The organism is Dyella sp. 2RAB6 (genome assembly GCF_052115385.1).
Classification (GTDB): domain Bacteria; phylum Pseudomonadota; class Gammaproteobacteria; order Xanthomonadales; family Rhodanobacteraceae; genus Dyella_D.
Window position 1 is genome coordinate 111,723 of record NZ_JBFRGP010000013.1, and the last position, 20,121, is coordinate 131,843.

At 62.5% G+C, this 20,121-nt stretch carries 9 protein-coding genes; 7 read left to right on the forward strand and 2 right to left on the reverse strand.

Annotation, left to right across the window (positions count from 1 at the left end; translation table 11 throughout):
* Positions 1-25 precede the first annotated feature (25 nt).
* Both AB4083_RS17260 and AB4083_RS17265 read right to left on the reverse strand, forming a co-directional pair.
* Entirely contained in the window at positions 26-688 is a 663-nt protein-coding gene (locus AB4083_RS17260) for a DUF4142 domain-containing protein (protein ID WP_441609363.1), read from the reverse strand.
* A 51-nt stretch (positions 689-739) separates the two neighbouring features.
* The gene (locus tag AB4083_RS17265) at positions 740-1,003 is read right to left on the reverse strand and encodes a KGG domain-containing protein (protein ID WP_441609388.1); all 264 of its coding nucleotides are present in this window, start codon (positions 1,001-1,003) and stop codon (positions 740-742) included.
* A gap of 319 nt (positions 1,004-1,322) precedes the next feature.
* Here AB4083_RS17265 and AB4083_RS17270 point away from each other — a divergent pair, with 319 nt between their 5' ends.
* The 7 genes from AB4083_RS17270 (at position 1,323) to AB4083_RS17300 (ending at position 19,760) form a co-directional block, all read left to right on the forward strand.
* Complete coding sequence (locus tag AB4083_RS17270) at positions 1,323-1,811, forward strand: DUF6496 domain-containing protein (protein ID WP_441609390.1); 489 nt, start codon at positions 1,323-1,325, stop codon at positions 1,809-1,811.
* A 169-nt stretch (positions 1,812-1,980) separates the two neighbouring features.
* Positions 1,981-2,538 carry an RNA polymerase sigma factor gene (locus AB4083_RS17275; protein ID WP_441609365.1) on the forward strand — a complete coding sequence of 186 codons (558 nt, stop codon included), beginning with the start codon at positions 1,981-1,983 and terminating at the stop codon, positions 2,536-2,538.
* On the forward strand, positions 2,538-3,527 hold the full coding sequence (locus AB4083_RS17280) for a FecR family protein (protein WP_441609367.1): 990 nt from the start codon (positions 2,538-2,540) through the stop codon (positions 3,525-3,527). Before AB4083_RS17275 ends, AB4083_RS17280 begins: the two co-directional genes overlap by 1 nt.
* A 258-nt stretch (positions 3,528-3,785) precedes the next feature.
* Positions 3,786-6,194: a TonB-dependent siderophore receptor gene (locus tag AB4083_RS17285; protein WP_441609369.1), complete on the forward strand. Its 2,409-nt coding sequence runs from the start codon at positions 3,786-3,788 to the stop codon at positions 6,192-6,194.
* Between the two features lie 214 nt (positions 6,195-6,408).
* A complete protein-coding gene (locus AB4083_RS17290; RefSeq protein ID WP_441609371.1) occupies positions 6,409-18,474 on the forward strand; it encodes a hypothetical protein in 12,066 nt (4,021 codons plus the stop codon).
* 31 nt (positions 18,475-18,505) lie between these two features.
* Positions 18,506-19,465, forward strand: a complete 960-nt coding sequence (locus AB4083_RS17295; RefSeq protein ID WP_441609372.1) for a hypothetical protein — start codon at positions 18,506-18,508, stop codon at positions 19,463-19,465.
* Positions 19,466-19,478: 13 nt separating this feature from the next.
* Positions 19,479-19,760, forward strand: coding sequence for a hypothetical protein (locus AB4083_RS17300; RefSeq protein WP_441609374.1), 282 nt, complete (start codon positions 19,479-19,481; stop codon positions 19,758-19,760).
* Positions 19,761-20,121 lie beyond the last annotated feature (361 nt).

The window sequence follows — 20,121 nt, forward strand, 5'->3', positions numbered from 1 at the left end:
TTCCGATGACCATCGGGCGCTGTCGTCACCGGATTCCGGCCTGCGCCGGAATGACGAGTCCCGGCACGGGCGGGATGAGTGTCGGGCTCAGCGTCCGCCACCCGCTGGTGGCTGCGTCGATGCCGGCGTTTCCCGTATCGGCGTGCGGCGAAGGCGGACCCTGCAGCTGGTCGCGATCGACCTGGCGCAGCTGGCGCGCCATCTGCAGATGATCCTTCAGCACTGGCAAGGTTTGTGCGGCGAATTGCTTCACGTCGTTGTCGGTGGCGCTGGTCGAGGCCTTGCTGAACAGCGCGATGGCCTGCTGATGATCGTTGACCATGTCCTGCGCATAGGCGCGGTCGAAGGCGTCGCCATCGAGTTTCTGCAACTGGTCGAGCTTCTGCCTGGCGGCCTTGTCGGGCTCCGGCGCGATGGTGATCTGCTTCTGGCGCGCGAGCGCCACCAGCTGTTCGTTGGCCTTGGTGTGGTCGGCCACGATGTGCTGGGCCAGTTGCCGGGTCTGCGGCGCGCTGGATTTCTGCAGGGCAAGCTGGCCGAGCGCCACTTCGGCGCTGCCGGCCGCGGCCGCGTGGGTGAGAAAGGCCTGATCGGTGGCGGAGCCCTCGCTGGCGCTGGCTGCCGCAGGGCAGGCCAGCGCGAGGGCGGTCGTCGCCAGGGCCGAGAGGAGCAGGCTGCGTTTAAGCATGATGCTCTCCGATCCTTCGTGGTAGGGATGGCCTGAGCCTGCGGTGGACGCTCAGGATGGTTGTGTTTCCCGCTGCGCGCGCAGCCGCCGCCCGCCGATGCGGCCGATCGCCGCCATGTGTTCGCGATTCTCGCTGACCGCCTTGCCCCCCTTGTGGCCGGCGAGGCGGGCTTCTTCGCTGGTGAATTCATGGGCGCTGCCGCGGGCATGCGCAGTGCGTCCGCCCAGCGACGACACCTGGCGCTGCCGCTGGGGATCCATCCGCGCAAAACCGCGAAGAGGCGCTGCTTGTCCTGCCGTCTCTTTGGAAGTCATGGGTTTCTCTCGTGTGGCCGAAGGGGGATCGCGCATGCCGTGAAGGCCTCGCGCGCTTTCGTCGCCGCAACATCCGTGCCATCTGCGCAAACGATGTCGTGACGCGCCTAGCCTGCAACCTGCGATGTTTGCATCGCGCAAATTTTTCGCGAGCATGAAAGAAGTACATGCGTATCGGGCGCGCCGTTCATGCATGCGAACACGCCATCTGGCTGAACGGGCACGCGTCGCGCGCAGCGGCTTGACGTGCTGTCGACCCGCCGTCGACGGCGCGTGGCCTACACCGGGCAGCCATGTTCAACGCACGGAGAACCTTGCCATGCCCGAAGCAAAGACCCGCAAAGCCGCGGCACGGGACAAGCGTGAAGGCAAAGCGCCCAGCACGCAGGCCGGCGAATATGTCCACGAGGAGATCGAGCATGTGCGCGTAGGCAAGCACGGTGCGCGCTCGACCAGGCAGGCGATCGCCATCGGCTTGTCCAAGGCGCGCCGCGCGGGCGTGAAGGTGCCGGCGAAGAAATCGGCGAGCAAGGCTACGCGCAAGAAGGCCGCGCAGGATGAAAATGCAGCCAAGCATCCGCACAAGGCCTCGGCGCGGCGTTCGCATGCGACGAAGGCGGCGCTGAAGCGGGAAGGGCATGCGGCGGCGTCGCACGAGGCCTTGGCCAAGCAGGGCAAGCGGGCGGCGTCGAAGCGCTCGGCTTCGTCGCGTTCGGCGGCGGCGAAGAAGGCGGCGCGTACCAAAGGGGCGGCGGGGCGTTCTGCGGCGGCCAAGAAGGCGGCGAGGACGCGTGCGGCGAAGAAGTAGTGAGCGGGAGGTCCGGGCAAGTCGCGCTCTCCCCGGCGGGGAGAGCGTGTCCGGAGGTAGGCTCGATTTCAAAAATCTCCGGGCCGAACGTCTAGGCTGTTCTCCACTGCCATACCGATTTTCCGCGCCTTGATGAATGCCAGACCCACTCAGCACGGCTGCGCTCTGCATGGATAGCACGGGCCAGCACGCCGCCCCGCCGGAGGCATCCACCGGCCCGGAGGACCGCGCGGCGCAGATCGCCGCGCTGTTCCGCGAGCACAACCGCACCCTGGTCGCCTTCCTGGCCGCCCGCCTCAATTCGCGCTCGGATGCGCAGGAGGTGGCCCAGGAGGTCTACGTGCGCATGCTGGCGATGAAGGATGCCGACCCGATCGCCGCGCCACGCGCCTTGCTGTTCCGCATCGCCGCCAACCTGGTGGTGGACCGGATCCGCATGCGCGCGGTGCGCGCCAATGCCCCGGCCGATGCGCCGGCCGACGACTGGTTCGCCCAGCCGATCCCCGAACAGCATGCCTCGGCGCTGCAGCAGTGGCGCGAGGTGCGCGCCGCGCTGCGGGAATTGCCGGCCAAGACCAGCAAGGCTTTTGTGATGCACGTGATCGAGGGGCGCGACTTCAGCGCCATCGCCCAGACCATGAAACTCAGCGAGCGCATGGTGCGCTACCACGTCAGCAACGCGCTGGCCCATTGCCGCGCGCGCATCCAACCCTCGGAGACGCCATGATGGCCATGACTTTTGCCGGCGCGGGCGATCGCGTGACGCAGGCGGCCGCGCAATGGTGGACGCGCCTGCGCGCGGAGGACCCCACCGACAGCACCATCGAGCAGTGGCTGGCCTGGATGGAAGAGGACCAGAGCCATGCCCGCGCCTTCGAGGAAGTCAGCCGGCTGAGCCAGCGGCTTGGCCACGCCGACAGCCATGCCCGCGACGCCTTCGTCGCCGAATTCGCACGCGCCGCCGAGCGCCGCGTGCGCTGGCCGCTGTGGATCGGCGCGGTGGCGGCCTCGCTGCTGCTGGCGGTGATCGGCGGGCGCATGCTCGACCGGGTCTACCGCCCGCAGGCGCAGCCTTACGCCAGCGAAGTGGGCCAGAACCGCGACCTGGCCCTGCCGGATGGCACGCGCGTGGCCTTGGGCGGCGCCTCGGCGATCACCGCGCGCTATGCCGACGACCTGCGCAAGATCGAGCTGCGCGAGGGCGAGGCCTTCTTCAGCGTCACCCACGAGCGCCGGCCGTTCGAAGTGCTGGCCGGGCCAGTGCTGATCCGCGACCTCGGCACCGCCTTCAACGTGCGCCGCACCGGCGACCGCGTTGCCGTGGCGGTGACCGAAGGCCGCGTGCGGGTCAGCCCGCCGGGCGGGCAGGAAGCGATCGAGGCAATAGCCGGCCAGCAGGTGCTGTACGACCCCGGTTCCGGCAATGGCCGGGCCGGTCTCAGCATCGGGCCGATCGCGGTGGACGACGCCACCGCCTGGCGCGGGCGGCGGCTGGAATTCGTCAACGAGCCGCTGTTCGTGGTGGTGGCCAGCATCAACCGCTACAGCCGCCGGCCGGTGCAGATCGCCGATGCGGGCGTGGGCGCGCTGACCTTCACCGGCACGGTGCGGGTGGATGCGATCGATCGCTGGGTGGAGGCTTTGCCACGGGTATTTCCGGTGCAGGTGAGCGCGTTCGGCGACCACGTGGTGCTGTCCAGCGCGGACCGGCATTGAGCGAAGTTGCATCGGGCGGGAGCTGTGGGCGGGTAGTGGCGGTGCCAGTCCGCCTCGTGTCCGTTGGTCTGGATGGAACGCGAGCGCGCCTTTGCCAACTCCCCGCCGGTGAAGGGTTGCGACGATGCGCTTCCGCTACCCGCCCACAGCCCCTGTTCGATGCGCCGGCATTCTTCACAATCGCACCCTTGGTGTATGTGGCGTCCCATGCCAGACTTCGGCCTTTAGGACACCGCAGTTCGGGGGATTCGACACCGCATGGTTCGGCGCGCGCTTTCATGGTTCGGTGGCAGCTTCGCGCTGTCGCTCGCCATCGCCGCCGCGTCGGCCGAGCCGGCGCCTCCGCGCGTCACGGTGGATTTCGCGATTCCCGCGCAGCCCCTGTCCAGCGCGCTGATCGCCTTCGGCAAGCAGGCCAATGTGCAGGTGCTGACCGCTGGCCAGGCGATCATCGACCTGCGCAGCGAAGGCGCCGCCGGCGCGCTGACCCTGGAACAGGGCATGGCCGAGCTGCTGCGCGGCACCGGGCTGGAATACGAGGCGGTCGACGCAGGCACCGTGGTGGTCAAGCGGCGCCCGATGCCGGTGGCGGCCAGCTATTACCGCAGCAGCCTGCTGGAAGCCAAGCCGAGCGTGCCGATCGTCGCCTCGCTGGCGGCGATCCAGGTGCAGGGCACCTGGATGGGCGACGTGGGCTACAGGGCCGGTTCCACCAGCGCGGCGACGCGCACCGATACGCCGCTGGCGAAGGTGCCGCAGTCGGTGAGCGTAGTCACCCGCGACCTGATGGACACGCAGCAGGCGGTGACGGTCGCCGATGCCGTGCGCAATGTCGCCGGCGTGCAATACATGGACGGCTTCGACGGCCCGGCACTGTTCCGCATCCGCGGCTTCAACGCCGGCAACGGCATGACCGACGGCATGCCCAATGGCGTGGCGCGCACCGAAGACCTGCCGCCGCTGATCGGCATCGAGCGCATCGAAGTATTGAAGGGGCCGGAGGCGATCCTCGGCGACGCCTCGGTCAACAACAACTTCGGCGGCCTGGTCAACGTGGTGATGAAGCGGCCGCAGAGCGATCCGGTGCGCCAGTTGAGCTGGTCGCTGGGGCGCTACGACGGCGCGCGCCTCGGCCTGGATCTGGCCGGCGCCGTGGGCGCCAGTGATGGCTGGACCTACCGCCTGGTTGCCGCCGGCAATCACGCCGACCGCAGCGCGCAAGGCTATCGCGGCCAGCGCAGCGCCTACTTCGCGCCGTCGCTGGGCTGGGAGCGCGATTCGACGCGCCTCACCCTCGGCTACGAACTGGTGACCAACCGCGTGCCGGGGCCGGACCACACCGTGCTGCTCGGCGATTCGCTGTCCGCGATGTCGCCCTACGGCATCCTGCCCGGCAATCCGGGCGACCATTCGACCTATCGCACCAACCGCGCGGTGTTCACCCTCGAGCAGGGCCTGAACAACTACTGGACCTTCCGCAGCCGCGGCCAGTACGTGAAGCAGCACACCAGCGGACAGGGCTGGTCGCTGACCGACGGTTATTTGACCGGCGACATCGATGCGACCGCGCGCAGCTTCCGCTATTCGGATGCGTTCTACACCTTGCAGAACGACCTCACCGGCGTGTTCGAACAGGGCCAGACCACGCATACCGTGGTGCTGGGCGTGGACTACGCACGCACCAAGGCCGGCCGCGACCGCCAGCGCGACACGCTGAAAGTAGGCCCGTCGCAGTCGTACAACCTGTTCACCAACGCGGCGCTGCCCAGTGCGCGGGTGAGCACGGACGAAGCGGCCTTCGTGCAGACCCTGGGCGGCGGCGACTGGACCACCGAGACCGGGCTGTTCCTGCAGGACCAGATCGCGCTGGGCGAGCGCTGGGATGTATTGCTCGCGCTGCGCCGCACCTCGTATGAGTTGTCGACCTCCTGGGCCGACGGCAGCCCGCGCCGGTTGCGCAAGAACCAGTGGGTGCCCAAGGCCGGCGTGCTGTTCAAGCTCACGCCCGACGTGGCGCTCTACGCCAATCACACGTCCGGCTTCCAGGCCAATTCGCTGCTCGGCCAAGACGGCCAGCCGCTGCCGCCGGCGAAGTCGCGCCAGTGGGAAGCAGGGACGCGGATCGACCTGTTCCAGCATCGCGCGCGGCTCAATGTGGCCTGGTATCGCATCACGCTGGACCACAGCGTGGACTACATCGCGCCGGAGCCGCCGTACTTCGCCACGCCGGGCCCAGGGCAGACCAACCACGGTGTGGAAGTGGAGTTCACCGGCCAGATCACGCGTGGCCTGGAAGGGGTGCTCAACTACACCAACTCACGCATCCGCAACGACGATGGCACGCAACCCGTGGCAGCGCCGCGGCAGTTGCTCAGCGCATGGGCCAACTATCGTTTCCAGCGCGAATCGCTGCGCTCATGGGGTGTCGCCGCCGGTGTCTCCGCGCGCAGCCGCAGCGTCGGGCGCTTGCAGGGTGGCGGGTACTTCGACCTGCCGGGGCAGGCGAGCGTGGATGCCAACGTCACCTACTATGGCAACGATTGGCGCTTGACGCTGGGCCTGCGCAATCTGTTCGACCGCACCTTGTATGCGATCAACGCCGATCAGAGTTTTGTGCCGGTGCGGCAAGGGCGGATGGCGATGGTGACGGGGGTTTACGACTTCTGAGCTTGTTTGCGGGAGTTATATTTTTAAAATCAATAATTTGTGTGCTTTTGTTATTGTAATTACTTACATGCCGGGCATTGCCTGGCAGACCGGCTTCGCCATTCTGTGAAGCAAATTCGCATCCCGCCCTAAACTTTTTCCGCGATTCCTGGATTGACTTTGTAGTGGGCGCAAGAACACGCGCCCTCATCGTCGATTTATCCGGGAGATATTCATGGTCGCTGTCATCGCAGGGAATGGGCTTGGCCTTACCAACACGTCGCTGAGCCAACTGGGCCAGACGCAAGGCGGGGCAGCTTCGCTCGGGCAGGCCAACGGCATGCAGTACGCGAATGTCGCGTCCGGCAACCTGGTGTTGCAGGAGCAGGATGAATCGCTGCTCTTCGACGGCACGCCGCTGAATTTCCTGCGCACCTACAACAGCCAGCAGGTTGGCAATCATGGCTGGCTGCTGGGTTTCACGCGCCATGTCGGCGGCGTGAGCGGCACGCTCAACGCGAACGGCAGCACGGTGGCGCGCACCGATGACGATGGCTCCGCCGTCATCTACGCCTACGACGCCACGCTGGCTGCCTACGTCAGCACCGGGCAGAGCGGATCGGAAGACCGGTTGGCATGGGATGCGGGGACGTCCACCTGGACCTGGACCGACAGCGCGCACAGCCTGCAGGAAACCTACGACAGCAACGGCCAGTTGCAGAAGCTGGGCAATACGCAGACGGGTGCGAGCTACAGCTTCAGCTACAGCGGCGGCCGCCTGTCGCAGATTGCTGCCGGCGATGGCGACACGCTCACCCTTTCCTATAACGATGCCGGCCAACTGACCGGCCTCTCCATCACGGAGATCCCGCCCGGCCAGACCGTGGCGGTGACACGGCAGCAGGTGACCTATGCGTACGACGCGCAGGGTCGCCTCAGCACCGTCACCACGACGCTGGCCTCGGACACCAACAGCGCCAGCACGGGCAGCTACGTCACCACCTATACCTATGACGGCAGCAGCGATCGCATCGCCTCCGTCACGCAGAGCGACGGCACGGTGGCGAGCTACACCTACGCGCAGGATGCGAATGGTGTCTATCGCGTTGCCAGTGCGACCACAGGTGCCGGCGCTGCGACGCAGACGGTGAATATCAGCTACGACCTGGGCGGCAATGTCACGACGGTGACGAATGCGCTGGGGCAGGTGTGGAGTTACGGCTACGACACCGCGGGCCGGCTGGTGCAGGTGAAGGAGCCGGCGGTCAACGGCGCGAATCCGACGACGCAATACAGCTATGACGCCAACGGCAATCTGCTGCAGTCCATCGACGCGAATGGAGCGGCGACGCAGTACAGCTATGACGCGGATGGCAATCTGCTGAGCGTGGTGGATGCGACGGGGCATACCGTCAGCTACACCTATAACGCGGATGGCAAGGTGCTTACCAAGACCACTTATGCGGTGGCAGCGCAGGGGGTATCTGGGCAGCCGGGGTATGTGGCGGCGAGTGGGGCGCAGACGACGTATTACGTTTATGACGCGAGTGATCGGTTGTGCTTTGTGGTCGACCCGACGGGGGCGGTGACGGAGCAGGATTATTCGACGATTGCGTCGGGGGCTAGTGTGGTTAGTGCTGTGCGGACCTATTTGGGGGCGCAGTATGACGTGTCGTCTCTTACGGTGAGCACGCCTCCCGTTTTGAGCAGCCTGCAAGCATGGGTGGCCAGCAGCGCGGTGCAAACCACGCTCGCAAAAACCACGCTGGTTGAATATGGCTATGACGCTCGCGGCTTGCTCGCTTCCAGTATCGCCTGGGGTACTGTCAAGAGTGATGGCACCGGGCTACGGAACTCGAGCGGCCAGCCCAGCATCGACACGACTCTTTTCAATTACGTGCACGATGCGAATGGTCGCTTGTTGCAGACCATCAGAAGAACGGAGCCGGCCCGCGACAGATTGACCATCACAAGCTATGCATATGATGGCCTCGGGCGCTTGATCGGTACGACCGATCCGGTGGGTACAACCAGCTACGTCTATACCGATAGCCAGAACAGCCTGGTGATTACTCAGGCCAACGGCCTGGCTGCCACCGAACTGCGGAACAGCACCGGACAACTGATCAGCCGGATCCAGTCTGCGTCTGGAAATGCCACGCGCATGACCTCGTACCTCTATGACGCGGCCGGGCAAGCAGTGGCAGCTATCGATCCCGCAGGCAGGGTCAGCTTCACGTTCTACGACGCAGACGGGAGGGCGAGCGGCGTGGTTGACGCCGCTGGTGCGGTGACGCAATACGTCCGCGACAAGGATGGTCAGATTGTTCGCACGCTTGCTTACGCGACCACGGTCGGCACCGGCGGATGGATCAGCGCCGGAACCCTGACTGCCGCGATGCCGAGCGCACTGCCGCTGCCGGCCGCGAACGCAGAAGATCGGGTTAGTGACTCGGTTTATGACCAGGCTGGTCGACTCGTGGCTGTCATCGACGCCATGGGCGGTGTGGTGACCCATACTTACGATGGCGCCGGCAACGTGCTGGCGACCAAGGCCTATGCGACTCCCTTGACTGCTGGCCAGCGAGGCGGATTTGCAGTGCCGGTAACCTGGGCGTCTTTGCAAGGCGTGCTGGCTAATAGCAATGCCGACCGCTTCACGCAGACGATTTACGATGCCGACAACCGCGCTGTGGCGACGATCGACGCATCGGGTGGCGTGATAACGACCGCCTACGACAACGCCGGCAACGCCACTCTCATTACGGCTTACGCGACCCCGCTTACGGCGAGTCAGCGCGTGGCGCTCGGCGTGGCGCCGACGTTGGAGGCTCTTCAAGGTAGCTTGGTTACGAGTTCTTCCGATCAGGTAACTCGGCAATACTATGACCGGCAGAATCGCCTCGGTACCGTTATCGATGCTGGTGGCTATCTCACCTATTACGGCACGTCCGAGATAACTTGGACGCCAGGCGTCGTGACCTATGAAGGCTTGGCGAAGTATTCGACGCCTTTGACCGCAAGCCAGATCGACAGCATTTCCAGCTATGCGAACTCGGGTGATCTCGTTAACTATGCTAGTGGCGAGGCCAAGGTCGTAGTGAGTTATCGCGATTCGCATAATCGCGCCGTACTGACTAATTTCAACTATAACCCGGCATCCACGCAGGTCAGGTATACCTACGACGCTGCTGGAAATGTGCTCAGCACACAGTCGAAGTCTTCGATCTACCAGAACTCCACCAACATAGTCACGGACACTCGATCCACGAGTGCGACCTATGATGCGTATGGCGACGTTCTGACCGCGACTGACGGCACTGGCGGCATCACAACCAATGTCTACAACCTTGATGGCCAGCTGACGCAGGTTACCGATGCAACCGGCAATAGCGTCTGGTACTACTACGATGACGCGGGGCGGCTGGCGTATCGCGTGCAGGGGCAGCCGAGTGCTGGGGGCATTAATGCGCTGGGTAGTGTAACTGCATACAGCTACAACGCCTTTGGCGAGGTAACCTCTACCACCACCTACGCCAATCAGCTGAGTTTGATCGCCAGCGGCTCGGGCACCGGAACCCAGCTCAACGCAGGCAGCGCGACCGTATCAGTAGTGGCAGCTGCGGTTGCGGCGTTGCCTGGCGCCCCGGGTGATGCGAATAACCATATTTCCACGGCATATACCGCCAATGGACAGGTCGCCTCAGCCACCGACGGCGATGGCTATATCACGGCCAGTGAGTACGATGCCTTCGGCGATCTGATAAAGGTCACCAAGCAGCTTAGCGATCCTGGTAGCGCACCAAGCCCGAGCAATGGTTCGATCGCCCAGTATGGCTACGACCAGCGCGGACAGCGCATCAGCGAAACAGGTGGAACTGGCAGCAGCGTTTCTGAAACCTCTTACGTGACTTACGACGCGTTCGGCAGAGTCGCCAGCCGCACCGACGCTCGAGGCCAGACGATCAGCTACAGCTACGATGCCTCTTCTCGCCAGGTCATTACCAGCCAGATCGTGGATGGCCAGATTCGTACGACCCAGGCCAACTATGATTACTATGGTCGCGTCGTAAAGGAGACTGACGCTGCCGGCGGGGTTACCACTTATCAGTACGACGGATCCGGCCTGATAACCACGGTAACGACACCGGCCGGTGTGGTTAGCAAAATCGCCAAAGATCCATTCGGCAATACGCTGAGCACCACGGACAGCGCCGGCAACGCCACGACCTATACCTACGACGATGAAAATCGCCTGCTTACCACCAAAGACGCCGTAGGCAACATCGCCACCAATACGTACGACGCCAAAGGCAACCTGAGCCAGGTCGTCGATGCCACTGGCCACAAAACCACCTATACGCTCGATGCCGCTGGCCGTGTGCTCAGCGAAACCGTCGACCCGGATGGCCTCGCGCTGACGACTTCCTACGGCTACGACGGTGAGGGACGCCTGCTCAGTACGACCGGCCCGAATGGAACGATCACCAGCTACACGTACGACGCCGACGGCAATGTCCTGAGCAAAACGGAAGGTTCCCAGGCCGGCGGGTCCGCGCTCGTTACCGTATATACCTATGACGGCGCGGGCCATGTGCTGACCAGTACCGTGGCTGGTGGCACCGATGTGGTGAGTACGACGCAATACGTGTACGACGCCCTCGGCCGCCTGACCCAGAAGATCGTGGACCCGTCAGGGCTCAAGATCACGACCACTTACGCCTACGATGCCAACGACAACTTGGTCGCGTCGACCGATGGCAATGGCGCCACGACGTATACGATCTACAACGAAGCCAATGAGGCTGTCTTCATCATCACCCCGGCGGGTCAGCTGGGGGCTGGCATGGGGGCAGTAACTCGGCTTTCGTACGACGCCAACGGCCGCGTCGTTGCCACGCACGCGTACGGCGGCCTGGTGAGCGCGTCGGGCCTGTCAGCACTGGCCACTGGGAGCATCTCTGCGAACGTGGCGCTTGGCGCGGCTCTGGCCTCTGTCGCCACGACCAGCGTGAACCGCACCTCCTATGTGGTCTATGACGCAGACGGCCGCGTGCGCTTCTCCATCGATCCGCTGGGAAATGTAGCCGAGACGCGCTACAACGCGCTCGGCCAGGTCAGCGCGAAGCTTGCATACGCAACGCCGATAGCGCCAAGCGAGACACTGCAGCTTGCCTTGAGCGAAGGAACGGCGCAGCTCGCCGATGTACAGGCCGTGCTGACCGCGGCAGGCGATGCCGACGCCAGTGCACGCGCCACCTACACCTACTACGACGCCAACGGTCGCGTGGTTTACTCCATTGCGGTGGCGGAAGGTTACGGCATGACGGGTGGGCAGATCACCCAGTTTGCGTACGACGCAGCGGGTCGCGTCGCGAAGCAGACGTCGTATGGTGCGCTGCTCGAAAGCCAGTACTTCGGAGGCACGGCGACCACCGCATCGCTGGACTTCATCGTTCCGCGTACGCAGACATCGATGTCCACCAGCACCACGCAATATGCCTACGACCAGGCGGGCCGCCAGGTCGCGGTGGTGGACCCGCTCGGCAATGCGTCTTACACCTTCTATGACGCCGCCGGCAGCGTCGTGGCGACGGTGAATGCCATCGGTGCTGTCGTCACCTATACCCGCGACGACCTGGGACGGGTCACCACCCAGACTGGCTACGCCACCACGATTAGCATCGACGGATGGTTGGTTAATGGCTCCGTCAGCATCAGTCTCCAGGCGGTGTTGCCGGTGGCCAAGCCACTGATTGATCGCGTGGTAGCCACCACCTATGACGCCGCGGGCCGCATCGCGATCGTCACCAACGGCTACTCCGTGGGAAGCGGAACCTGGCAATACGACGAGAACAATGATCCGTCTACGCAGACCGTCGGGTACACCAATGGATCTGTCACGACATACACCTATGACGCTGCTGGGCGCATGACGGCGCAGCTTGCCGTGGACAGGGGCGGTATCGCCGATCAAAGAGCGACCCACTACTACTACGATGCCAATGGCCGGCTGATCGGTACGCTCGATCCGGAATGGTTCCTCACCACCAATGACTACGATGCCGCAGGGAATCTTGTTGCCACCCATGCATATGCCGTGGATGTCGACGGCGATCCGAATGCGGGTACCCTGCAGCAACTGATCATCGCCCCGAGCGACGATGATCGGTCCATCAGGAAGTACATGGATGCCTTCGGCCAGGTCATCGGCGAGTTCGATGGCGAGTACTTCACACAGTACACCTACGACCTGGACGGCCAGCGGCTGACGCAACAGCGCTATGGCCGGTCGGTGCGTGGACTGGCGGACGGCAGTCTTGCCGGCGTGATGGCGGCCCTGGCTGGCGCCTCGTCCCGCTCCAGCAGCCGTACCTACAACGGGTACGGCCAGTTGGCCAGCGAGCAGAACGAAGAAGGCACGGTTACCCGCTACAGCTACGACATGGCCGGGCGGCTGAAATCGACAACGGTGGCCGATGGTACCGCCGACGCTCGAACGACCAGCCTGATCCGCAATGGCTTCGGCTATGTGTCGACGCAGACCGATGGTTCGGGAGTGGTTACTCGCTACGAGTACGACCTGGCAGGACGCCAGACACTGTTCACCGATGCGTTCGAAAACAGGACCTGGTACATCTACGACGCCGCGGGTCGCCGCAACTATGTGGTGCAGTGTGTCGCCGACGCCGCCGGCGTTCCCGGCGCTATGGGAGAAGTGGCTGAGACGGACTACAACGCTTTTGGCGAGGTCAGCGTATCGATCGCGTATTCATCCCGCCTGTCATTGGAGGATGGGCATACGCCGACCATGGCGAACCTTCCTGCGTTCAAGTCCGCAGCGATGGCAAGCGACAACCCTGACCAGATTACGCTTTACGTTCGAGATGGGCTGGGCAATCTGGTCGAGGTGATCTCGGGCGACCAATCTTCCGTCCTCTACTCCTACAACGGAGTCGGCGACAGCCATACCTTCAACGCCATCAATGACGGCAACGGCGACGAGCACGTTTATCTATATCAATACGATGGTTTCGGCGATCGCGTTTGGGCCAGCGACCAGTTCGATTCACGGGTTTCCCATTACGAGTACAACGCAAGGGGCTTGCTGGTTACTCAGTCCGATGGCGTCGAGGGTGATGGCTGGAGCGTTTCAGATCGCTATAGCTTCGATTCTGGCCTGAGGAACACGGCATTCAACTATGACGCCTTCGGTGAGCTTGCTTCCACTATCGACGGTAACGAGGTCACTACCACCTACGCCTATGACCACCTCGGCCACAGGGTAAGCCAGGCTCAAACGGTTGACGGCGTCCAGCGTGAGACGCGCACGGACTATGACGCCTACGACCGGGTTGTCGCTGTAACCAGTGCCATGGGGCGCGTGACAACCTATGCCTACGATGATGCCCTGCGTAGCGTCGTAGTGACGGCGCCTGGCAATGTCGTCACAAGCATGATCCATAACCGCGAAGGGCAGGTCGCTTCCTCTACCGGTGCATCCGGCTATGTCACGACGTATCGATACGATGGTGCCGGACGGCTGGTCGAGACGGACAATCCGGACGGCAGCGCGGCAACTAACGGCTACGACGGCGATGGACGTCTGGTGCGCACTGTCGATGCGGCCGGCCACGTGACTGCCTACACCTATGACGCCGCCGGACGAGTAGTGGTGCAGACCTCCGATCCTGATGGTTTGAACCTGCGCGTCGTCAGCAAGTATGACGGCGCAGGCTCGAAGATTGCCGAAACTGACGCCAGCGGCGTTCTTACCACCTATGCTTACGATGGCAACGGCAAGGTGGCGGTGATGGTTCAGGATCCCGGCATGGGCACCGATCATCTGAATCTTCGCACGGAGTATTACTACAACGCGGCCAATGACGTCACGACGATATGGCGTGGTGGATCGCAGGTCCTGTCGGGCCAAGGAAGCACCCAATACGACTACGATGAGCTTGGGCGCCCGATCAATGCTTATCCCGATACGGGCGGCAAGAGGGAAGTGTTCACCTCGTATGACGCCAATGGGAATGTCACGTCCCTAGGGACTTCGCAGGATGGTTACAACCGTTATTTCTTTTACAACGAGGCCAACGAGCCTGTTTACCAGATCGATCCCGTTGGGGAAAAAACGTACGGCGGCGAAGGAACAAAGCCGCCTTCGGGTCTGTTGACCGAGAGAAGCTACAACGCCGATGGACAGCTCGTGTCCATCCGGCGCTACAAGAACCTTGTTTCGCCCGACCAGTATGATTCGACCAGCCGATCCCGGCCGCAACTGACGACGAGCGACGACGACTCCGTTTCCTACCTGGCCTATAACGCCTCCGGCCAGTTGCAGTTCACCATCGATCCAAGCGGCATGGTGACGGAACTCCGTTACAACGCCGCCGGTCAGGTGGTTGAGACAATCGTCTATGACGCGGCTTTGCGCCCGGCTGGCACTCTTGCCGGTGCATTGACTGATGGAACGGCTACGTCTGCCGATGTCATGGCCGCTCTCCAGTCCGTCGGGGCGGGCGAGTCCGCGGCCCAGGTGACGTATACCTACTACGACGCGATGGGCAGGGTGCGCTTCACCGTGCAGGCTGCTTCCAACGGCGCTGCTTCAGTCATCGGGCATCGATACGATGGCGATGGCAATGCCATCGAAGATATCGCCTACGGAACGTTGCTTCCGCTCTCAGCGTTCAGCGCCGGCACGAGCGCCGATGCGGTGGCTCAGCTCGTCGCCGCCAGCGATGCGCATATCGCTCGCCATGTCTACGACGGCGCAGGACGGGAGGTTTATAGCATCGACGCGGGTGGCCACGTCACCGAGAAACGTTATGACGGCGATAGCCGGTTGGCCTGGAGCTTGGCGTATGCAAACGCCATCGCTCCGTCCACATGGGACGCAAGCAGCGTAAGCGCGGCAGTCATGCAGACCAATCCCAGCGCATCGAATGTCCGGGCCAGTGGCCTGGTCTATGACGCGACCGGGAACATCATCAAGATGTTGGATTCGCTATCCGGCTCGGTAAGCGGCACTTATACCTACGACGTACGCGGGCTGAAGACCTCTTTTACCAATAAGGACGGCCAGACCTGGCTCTATCAATACAGCAGCAGCGGAAATCTCTTTCAGGAGACCAGTCCGTCCGTCGTTGTCGGGCGTATGGACAATGGCCAGTACGGCATGGATTGGCGCCCTATCATCACGACGTACGAGTACGATCAAGATGGTTTCGTCACCCGATCCACGGTGGATGATGGACAGAATGGAGTACGCTATCTCCAGTACAGCAACGACTATCAAGGCCATAGCGTACTGACCGTTGATCAGTACCCGGCGGACATCTACAACCCCGCTGATCACACTGTGAGGGATACGTCGACCAGCCAGTGGACTTACGCCACTTACGATGGCAACAACCATCTGGTGCTCACTAAGGACGCAGCGGGCCGCCATACCTACGCGATCTATACCGCTGATGACCGCCTGGCCTATGCCATTGATGCAAGTGGCTACGTCACGGGCTACCAATACGACGTTCGCGGCAACCAGACCGCCGTAACGCGTTACGCCAATGCTCTCGATCTTCATGGGATGTCGGGGGGCGCCTGGTCTGCAGATAGCCCCATGACCCTGTCGCAGCTGCAATCCGTGCTCACCGCGTCCCCGGACGACCGCTCCATCTCCACCACCTACGACCGCCTCGGCCGCAAGCTCTCCGTCACCCAGCCCGCGGTGACGTACACCAAGAGCGACGGCAGCACCGCAACCGGCTCGCCGGTCACCACATACACCTACGACGCCTACGGCAATCTCTCAAGCCAGTCGACGCTGGTGGAAGGCGATCCCACCTCCGCCAACGCCGTATGGGCGACAACGTTCAACTACTACGACGCGCTCGGTCACAAGACCTCTTCGGTCGACCCCCAGGGCTACGTCACCAGCTGGAGCTACGACGCGTACGGCGATGCCGTGTCCACCACCGAGTGGGCGACGCCGATTGCCACTGCCGGCTTGCAAGCTGGAGGTACGCCGCCAGCATTGCCGGCCGCTTCCGGCGCCGATCGCACCACGACCTGCACCTATAACAACCTGGGCCAGAAGAGCAGCGAGTCGGTGCTGCGGACCTACGTTGACGCCAGCGGCGCCACTGTCCACGGCTTCGTGACCACCAGCTACGTCTATGACGGCGAAGGCCGGGTCATGATGACCACGCAGGGTGATCGCACGATCACCACGCAGTACGACGCGCTGGGACGCCTCTTGTTGGTGAACAGCCCGCAGGAAAAGGTGCTGGTGTCGAACTGGCAGGCTTTGCTTGCCGCGAATCCCGCGCTGGACCTGACCAGCGATTCGCTCTACACCACCACCTCGCAGTGGGTGAGCTACAACTACGACGCCTTCGGCAACCGCTTGCTCGCGCTGCAGGCTTCCATGAACGGAAGCCAGACCCTGACGACCTATTCCCGTTTCGACGGGCAGGGGAACGCCACGGCGACCTTGACCGTGGGCACGGGCGAGCTGGTGGACTGGAGCTCCAGCAAGGTCAAGTACATGACCTACGACGACGCAGGCCATCTGCTGCAGACGTTCTCGACTCAGGACGGCAACGACGGCAGCACGGCCCGCGTCGTATCGACCAACACCTATGATCAGGACGATCATCTGCTGTCGACTACGGTGTCGCGCACCGGCGTCCTCACGCCAGATCTGGCGACGTCGGCCGTCTATAACGCGTTCGGCGAAGCGGTGGGCAAGGGCGACGGCGTCACTCTGACGAGCGCCACGATATACGACGCCGCTGGCCGCGCAGTGAGCGTGACCGACCCGAAGACGGGTGTGGTGCATAGCTATGGTTACAACCTGGCCGGCCAACTCATCACCGACAGCGTGCCTCTTACCGGTAGCGTGGGTACGGCCACCACGTTCTACACTCGTGACCTGGATGGCCGCGCTACTGCGGTGAAGGGTCCCAGCAATAGCGCTGCCAACGGCAGCAATGCGGCACTGACGGCCAGCTACGACCGCTGGGGCAATGTCGTCAGCTCCATCGACGCGGCGGGTCAGGCCACCGCCTATACCTACAATGAGCGCAACCAGGTCTTGACCCAGACAGGGCCGGCAGTTGCGGTGGTAGACGCGCATGGCAACAGCAGCGCTGTCACTACGGTGAAGACATCCGGGTACGACGTAGACGGCAATCTGACGCTGTCGGTCGACGAGAACGGCATCATTTCCCGCACGATCTACGACGCGGTCGGCCAGGTGGTAAAGACGGTCGATGGTACGAATGCCAGCTCCTACACCGCCTATGATTTGTATGGACGTGAGGTGGCCGAGCAAAGTGGCACCGGCCATATCACCTTCCAGTATCTCGATACGCTGGGCCGCACCGTGCAACAGGGCGATTTCGAGTTGTCCGCCGACGGCACCTCGCGCTCGACCGTATGGCAGCAGGCCTATGTGCTGGATCAGGCCGGCAACCGCCTGATTGCGTATGACGGCCTCGGCGCTGCGTATCTGCAGGCGGGCGATGCGACCAATGCCGCGCGGCATGCCAACTTCTACGGCTACGACAGCCAGGGCCGGGTGATCTGGAGCCAGGATGCGGCGCAGCGCGCAGCGAGTCAGGCCAATGCGCACGGTACGGTAGGTGCGACATGGACGCAGCAGCCGACCAATCCCAACTTCAGCTACAACATCTCCGGCTGGCAGGCCGATCCAGGCTGGTCATCGTCCCGTCTTGGCAACAGCTGGACCGCCTTGTTCTCCGGAACGAACAACGCGAACGGCAGCGGCTTCATGGCCAACCTCGATCGCGTCCCGGTCGTGCCAGGTCAGACGATTACCGCCCATGGCCAGTTTGAGGTGATCGGCGATCATGGCGGCGGCGCTGTCCAGATTTTCTGGTATGACGCTAGCGGCAACGTTATCCCCTCGGCGCCGAACAACGACATCGTCTCCGCCGGCAATGGCATCGGATATTCCTCGCTGACGGCTTCGGCGCCGCCTGGTGCGGCATGGGCCGCGATCGGCATCGGCGCCACCAACTACAACGGCGCGACCAATAACGTGTTCTGCCTGGGCGTGTCGTGGGACTACGTTCCGCCGGCCGGGGCCATCCTGCTTACGCCTGATGGCCAGCTGGTGGTGAGCATGCCCAACGGCACGTTCACCATGCAGCCGACCAATCCGGATTTCGAGAACGGCGATACCGGTTGGGACAAGGGGGCCGATTGGTCCATCCACACTCAGACCAACACCTCCGAAAGTAGGACGGCCATCAGCCGTTTGGGGTGATGTCCTTGCCAGGGCGTCTGAAGTACCAGCCATGGTGGTTACCGCCGGGCGACTTGGCGGAAGTACGGTTTTTGGACGACTCGGTGTCGGCGCGGCCGTGGGGGCGGCGAGTGAAATTGCCGCCCCGGTAGATGGGCCGGCTTCTGAGTATTGGTCTCGAAAGGGAGTCCAGCTTGGTACGGGCGCTGCGTTTGGAACTGTCTTCGCAGGGGCGGCGGAGGTGGCTCCCTATGCGTTGGCACTTGGAAAGGAGGCGGTGCCTTACGCGCTGAACCTTGGAAAGAATGCCTGGAGCGCAGGTCGGGAGGCGGTCGCCACCATGTTTGATGGGCCGTGGGCTGGGCGTATTCGGGCGCAACTGGGCGCGGTCGGTGATCTATCTAAGAGCAAGTTGTACGCTAGCAATAGGCCAGTGATGCCCGTCATGGAGCAAGCCGTTCCTAACAGTTTCTCCGGAGCTGCTTTCACCGAAGGAAAGTTTCTGCATGACATCACTCCCAGGACAAATTTGGAAATCTATGGCCAAGCCATTAGCCGTACGCCATCAGAGGCAAAGGAGATTCTGCTGAAGATTGGGCATGATGCTGACACGCTGGACGGATACAATTTCGTCAAACTAACTCATTCACAGTACGAAAGGATGGTGCGTGATCTAGGCGGCATGCACTTTGACGCTGCATATGGGAAAGTTTCATCAGAGGCCAGATCGGTATCTTTTGCCAATAACATTGCTAGTCGCATGGCCAATGGCGAGTCCCGAGTTCCAGTTTGGGTGAGGCCTGAAGTCTTTGAGAGCGATGAGGCTATTGCACAAGTTCTTTCTCATGAAATTTATGAGGTCGAAAATCTTAGGTATGATCTGCATAGTCCGGTCTCGATTGGGGCTTACTATGAGAAGGTGGCGCCTAATATCCCCAATAATCTCCACTTTAATGCTGTAAAGGAGGGCGATGCGATGCTCCTTAAGTTGCGTCAGCTTCTTGGTCATTAGGTAAGAGGAAGTTATGAATACTCCAGAGAGTGAGCTCTCGGAAATCCGAGAGCTAATCGTTAGTTCGGAGCAGGGATTATTCCCTGTGGATACGGTGGCATTTTGTGTTGCGGAATGCATCATCAAGTATGAAGATGCAGAGCTGCTTACAAAAGTTCCTGCAAATATATCTTCTCTGATAAATGGGATGGTTGAGGCTTACAAGGAGGACGGTTTTTTGTTTTCCTATTCCAACGTTGGCAAGGTAGATAAAACTGAGTTTGTACGAAAATTAATGGGCGTTTTAGAGAGTTAGAAGCCAAAGGGGGTAAGTGGGGGCGTTAGACGCCCTTGTTCAGGCAATAATGGCAATAAGGGGCCGGAGGTAGTTATGTGCGCCCGAGGGGCCGGAGGTAGTTAAATGCAGTCGCCGGAATGTCAACCTCGGTTGCCTCTTGAGGCTGATGGGCGGCCCTGTGGGCGTATAGATGCCGGGCGCCCAAGCGCTTTTTCGACCATGGCCTGGAATCGGGGCTTGTACAGACTTTTGTGTAAACGGGATCGCTTTAAAGCTGAGGGATGCGGCCTTCGAACTGGATGGTAAAGCGGTTGAGCGCCGCCTTCCAATCATGGATTGGAAGCGTCCATTTTTTACTGATGTTGCGCAGCCCTAAGTA